The 5,011-nt window shown below is 68.9% G+C and carries 4 protein-coding genes and 1 pseudogene; 3 read left to right on the forward strand and 2 right to left on the reverse strand.

Annotated elements, in window-relative coordinates:
- Positions 1 to 243 (reverse strand): annotated as a pseudogene (locus ACFQ4O_RS14895) (hypothetical protein); the annotation flags it as partial.
- Between the two features lie 187 nt (positions 244 to 430).
- Here ACFQ4O_RS14895 and ACFQ4O_RS14900 point away from each other — a divergent pair.
- Entirely contained in the window at positions 431 to 1,231 is an 801-nt protein-coding gene (locus ACFQ4O_RS14900; protein WP_378776701.1) for an ATP-binding cassette domain-containing protein, read from the forward strand.
- Positions 1,232 to 1,250: 19 nt separating this feature from the next.
- Here ACFQ4O_RS14900 and ACFQ4O_RS14905 read toward each other — a convergent pair whose 3' ends face one another.
- Positions 1,251 to 2,090: a helix-turn-helix domain-containing protein gene (locus ACFQ4O_RS14905; RefSeq protein WP_378776702.1), complete on the reverse strand. Its 840-nt coding sequence runs from the start codon at positions 2,088 to 2,090 to the stop codon at positions 1,251 to 1,253.
- A gap of 247 nt (positions 2,091 to 2,337) precedes the next feature.
- On the opposite strand from ACFQ4O_RS14905, the gene ACFQ4O_RS14910 reads away from it, so the two are divergent.
- Together ACFQ4O_RS14910 and ACFQ4O_RS14915 are read left to right on the forward strand one after the other, a co-directional pair.
- Entirely contained in the window at positions 2,338 to 4,539 is a 2,202-nt protein-coding gene (locus tag ACFQ4O_RS14910; RefSeq protein ID WP_378776703.1) for a TonB-dependent siderophore receptor, read from the forward strand.
- A partial coding sequence (locus tag ACFQ4O_RS14915; protein ID WP_378776704.1) for an ABC transporter substrate-binding protein occupies positions 4,533 to 5,011 on the forward strand: 479 nt, incomplete at its 3' end. The genes ACFQ4O_RS14910 and ACFQ4O_RS14915, both read left to right, overlap by 7 nt.

Genomic DNA, 5,011 nt, shown 5'->3' on the forward strand with positions numbered 1-5,011 from the left:
CGCGGCCATGCCGCCGGCGTGGAACGCGCACGCCGTGACGCAGCAGCCGGGAACGGCGCCGTGGTCCTGCGCCGGGCCGCTGTCGGAACCGTGGCCGGAAAGGCAGTCGATCGCCGCGGCGGGCGCGGCGGCCAGCGGCTGAGACCCGAGGGCGAGCCCGCCCAGCGCGGACTGGATCACGAGCAGATACGCGAGCAGAAGCCCCCGCACCACGCCGCCCGTTTTCCGGAATCCGACCACCAAACCGCCTCTCCGTCGCCCCGATCTAGCTACCCCACGTGGCCGCGGCGAACAACACGGCGACGAAACGCGCTTTGATGGATGGCGCGTCAGCCAAGGCCGTCACCTGATGCAGGATCGTCCTCGCGGGCGGCGGCGCGAATGGTCTATGGTCCGTGCGGCGTGTGATGGCGTGGAAGGCGAACGGCGCATGGCGACGGCTGACAGCTTTGGGGACGAGACGGGCTTCGCGCTCGACGGCGCGACCTTCGCGGTGGCGGGGCGCACGCTGCTGCAGCCCGTCGCCGCGCGGTTCCAGCCGGGCCGGGTGATTGGGCTCATCGGCCACAACGGGTCCGGCAAATCCACCATGCTCAAGCTGCTGGCGCGGCAGGAGACGCCGACCGGCGGCGCGATCCGTCTCGACGGGCGGCCGATCCAGCAGTGGTCGGCGCGGGCCTTCGCCCGGGAGGTGGCCTATCTGCCGCAGCATCCCCCCCTCGCCACCGGACTCAAGGTGAAGGAGCTGGTCGCGCTCGGCCGCTACCCGTGGCACGGCGCGCTCGGCCGCTTCGGCAAGGCGGATGCGGACGCCGTGCAGGAGGCCATGGCGCTGACCGACGTGGAGGCCTTCGCGGACCGGCTGGCGGACGAGCTGTCCGGCGGCGAACGCCAGCGCGTCTGGCTCGCCATGCTGGTGGCGCAGCAGGCCAAATGGCTGTTGCTGGACGAGCCCACCTCGGCGCTCGACATCGCCCACCAGATCGAGGTGCTCGGCCTCGTGGAACGGCTGTCGGAGACGCGCGGCCTCGGCGTGATCGTGGTGCTTCACGACGTGAACATGGCCGCGCGCTTCTGCGACGACCTCGTGGCGCTGCATGGCGGGCGGCTGATCGTGCGCGGCGGCCCGGCGGAGGTGATCGCCCCGGACCGGCTGGAGGAGATCTACGGCGTCGCCATGGAGGTGATGACCCACCCGCGCACCAGCGCCCTGCTCGCCTTCGCGCGCTGACGCGCGGGCCGGCGCGGCGTCATCTCTGGCCGGCGCGCCAGGCCGCGGGCGTCTTGCCGGTCGCGGATTTGAACACGCGGGTGAGGTGCGGCTGGTCGGAGAAGCCGGACGCGAAGGCCACCTCCGTGAGCGAGACGGAGGTTCGGCTCAGCATGTCCTTGGCGCGCCGCACCTGCGCCTGGCGCTGCCAGCGGTGCGGCGGGGTGCCGGTGGCGGCCTTGAAGGCGTGGCTGAAGTAGCTCTCCGTCAGCCCGGTGAGCTCGGCGAGTTCGTGCAGGCGGATGGTGCGGGCGCAGTTCGCCTCGATGAAATCCACCGACAGTGAGAGCTGGCGGTCGGAGAGCAGGCTGCGCCGCGCGCCCGGGTCGCCCCCGGTGAGCGCCGCGGCGATGAGCGCGACCACCAGATCGTCGCCGTAAAGACCCGGCCCGTCGCCGGCGCGGGCGCAGGCCGCCTCCAGCAGGCGCGCCATGCGCTGCACGCGCTCGTCCACGAACATCAACCGCGGCACGCTGACCGACACGTCGCGCAGGCCCGCCACCGGGCCGATCCGGCTGGCGTCGAAATGCAGGTCGAGATGGCGGATGGTGGTGGCGCCCTGCACGGACAGGCGCACCGGCTCGCCCGCGGGCACGAAGCTCGCGGACCGACCGCGCGAGGCCGCCTCCCCCGCCCGGCCGGTGAGCGCCACCTCGGCGTCCAGCGGCTCGAGCACGATGAACAGCCGCGGGTCGAGCGAGACATAGTCGCCCGTGGCGCCGGGCTCGCACCGCGCGCGCCACACCTCGACCAGCCCGACATCGGACACGTGGGCGCTGGGCTCGCCCAGCACCGCGACGCCATGCCGCCGCGCGGTCATTCGCGGCCGGAACTCCGCCAAACCGGATCTCTCCTCTTGCCCGCGCGAGACGCGAACTGATGCTTGTGGACCACAGGAGCAGCGATCGGCGCTGTAAAGCCAAATTCATTCAAGACCGCGCTTCGCCACGAACTTTTAGTGGCCAAACGAAGGCGGTCAAGACTCAACCAATTGGATTAGATTGTACTAATTCTAATCTAGAGCGTTCCGCCTAATCTTTGCGCTGTCTGGGCAAGTGAGAACTCAAGTGATCCACAAGACGGGACTGAACGCTGTTTTGCTGGCAGGCGTCGCGCTCGCCGTGATCGCGCAGGCGGATCGCGCCGCGGCGCAGCAGGCCGGCGTCACGCAGCTCGAGGCGATCGAGGTCGAAGGCCGCGGCGCCTCCAGCACTGGCGCGAGCGCGGGCGACGGCGTCGCCCCGGTGCAGGGCTGGGCGCCCGTCGCCACCACCACCGGCTCGAAAACCGACACGGCGCTGAAGCTGGTGCCGCAGTCGATCGGCGTGGTCGGCCGCCAGCAGATGGACGACCTCGGCGCGCAGAAGACCGACGAGGCGGTGCGCTATTCGGCCGGCGTGTTCGCACAGCCCTTCGGTGAGGACAGCGACACCAACTGGTTCTACATCCGCGGCTTCGACGCCACGCAGACCGGCGTCTACCGCGACGGCATGCAGCTGCTGTCCTACGCCTTCGGCAACTTCTACCAGGACGCTTATCTGCTCGAGCGAGTGGAAGTGCTGCGCGGCGCGTCGTCGTCGCTCTATGGCGGCGGCAACATCGGCGGCATCATCAACTACGTCAGCAAGCGTCCGCTCGACCACGACTTCAGCCAGATCGAGGTCGGGATCGACAACTATCCGACCGGCTACGGCGCGTTCGACATCAACCGCGTCGTGCCGAACGGCGTCGAGAGCAAGCTCGGCGCGCTTCCCCCGGTCTGGAAATACCGCGTCACGGGCAAGCTTGAGGGCGGCGACGGTTACGCGAAGGACGAGGATGGCGTCCGCGGCGTCATCCAGGGCGCGGCGACCTACTCGCCGGACGCCGGAACGGACCTGACCGTCTACGCCAACTACCAGCACGCCGACCAGACGCACGGCGGCGGTGATTTCCTGCCCTATTACGGCACGGTGAAGCGGGCGACGTCCGTCGACGGCACGATCGATCTCGGCCGCATCGGGCGGAAGGACAACTTCTCCGATCCGGACTTCGACCGCTACGATCGGCGTCAGGCCAGCGTCGGCTATGAGCTCAATCGCGATCTCACCGATGTGTGGACGGTGAACTCCAAGGCGCGCTTCACCTATGCGGACCTCAAGGAAGCGCAGGTCTATCCGTTCGGCTGGGGCTTCCAGCCCCGCCCCAGCGCCGGAAACACCGCGCTGTCGCTGATCCCCTTCAACCACCACACCAAGTCCTACAGCTTCACCGCCGACAACAATGTCGTCGGGAAGATCGACGCCGGCGCCGTCAGCCACACCCTGCTCTTCGGCGTCGACTACAAGTTCTACGGCATCGACGAAACGCAGGCCTCGTTCGGCTCGACCTATCTCGATCAAACCTCGAAGCTGCATCAGGCCGGCGTCTATCTTCAGGACCAGATCCGGTTCGGCGGCGGCTTCATCGCCACGCTCAACGGCCGCTACGACCGCATGTGGCTCGACGGGGATTCCAACCCCCTGTACGGCAACGACGTCAGCCTCAATCGCGGACGTTTCAGCGGCAGGGCGGGGCTGGGCTACGAGTTCGCCAACGGCCTTGTGCCGTATGTCAGCGTCGCCAGCACCTTCAATCCGCTCATCGGCTACAATCCCGCTCTGGAGAACGGAGTCATCGTCCGGCGCGCCTTCAAGCCTGAGACGGGTGTTCAGTACGAAGCGGGCGTGAAGTATGCGCCGACCTGGTTCTCGGGCCTGTTCACGGCGGCTGTCTTCGATCTGACGAAGGAGAACTACGTCTCCGGTCCGTTTAACGCGCAGAGCCAGCTCGGCGAGGTGCGTTCGCGCGGCGTCGAATTCGAGGCGCAGGCGAACTTCACGGAAAACTGGAAGTTCATCGGCTCGTTCACGGCCTACGAACTGAAGATCCTCAAGGGCACGTCAGACACTAGAACTTCGCTCAAGGGCGAGCAGCCCTTCCTCGTGCCTGAGATCATCGGCTCGGCCTTCCTCGACTACACCTTCACCACCGGATCGCTGAAGGGTCTCAGCCTCGGCGGCGGCGTGCGCTACCTTGGCAAGTCGGAGGCGACGCAGCCGAACACCGTGAAGGTTCCCGACGCCACGCTGTTCGACGTCGCCGCGCGCTACGAGTGGGACGCCTACAAGGTCAGCCTCAATGTGACGAACCTGTTCGACAAGCGCTACGTGTCCGGCTGCCAGGGCATCAACGTCTGCTCCTACGGCGAGGGCCGCAGGGCGCTGCTGAAGGCGAGCTATACGTGGTGATCCACGAACGGGCGGCGGGCCGGAGCGCCCGCCGCGAAACGGGCGGACTGTCGCGCCGCGGCCTCGTGTTCGGGGCCGCGGCGTTCGGCGTATCGATGGCCGGCGCAGCGCGCGGCGCGGGCGCCTCTCCAAGGGTCGCCGCGATCGACTGGGCCATGTTCGAGACCGCGCTGGCTCTGGGCGTGGTCCCGGTGGCCGCGACCGAACTGGTGCTGTTCCGCAAGGCGGCGGTGGAGCCGGCCGCGCCCGACCAGGTGGTCGATCTCGGCCTGCGCGGCTCCGTGAGCTACGAGCGCCTGCTGGCGGCGCGGCCGGACCTGATCCTGATCTCGCCCTGGTACGAGGCGCGGCGGAGCGCCCTGTCGCGGATCGCGGCCGTGGACAGCTACGCCATCTACGAGCCCGGCCAGCGCCCCTACGAGGCCGCCGTCGCGGCCACGACCCGGCTCGGCGCGCGCCTCGGCCGCGCCGA

The organism is Methylopila musalis, assembly GCF_042679725.1.
GTDB lineage: Bacteria > Pseudomonadota > Alphaproteobacteria > Rhizobiales > Methylopilaceae > Methylopila > Methylopila musalis.

Coding starts and splice junctions, on each gene's coding strand:
- ACFQ4O_RS14900 (WP_378776701.1), top strand. CDS start 431: ATGGCGACGGCTGACAGCTTTGGGGACGAGACGGGCTTCGCGCTCGAC.
- ACFQ4O_RS14905 (WP_378776702.1), bottom strand. CDS start 2,090: ATGACCGCGCGGCGGCATGGCGTCGCGGTGCTGGGCGAGCCCAGCGCC.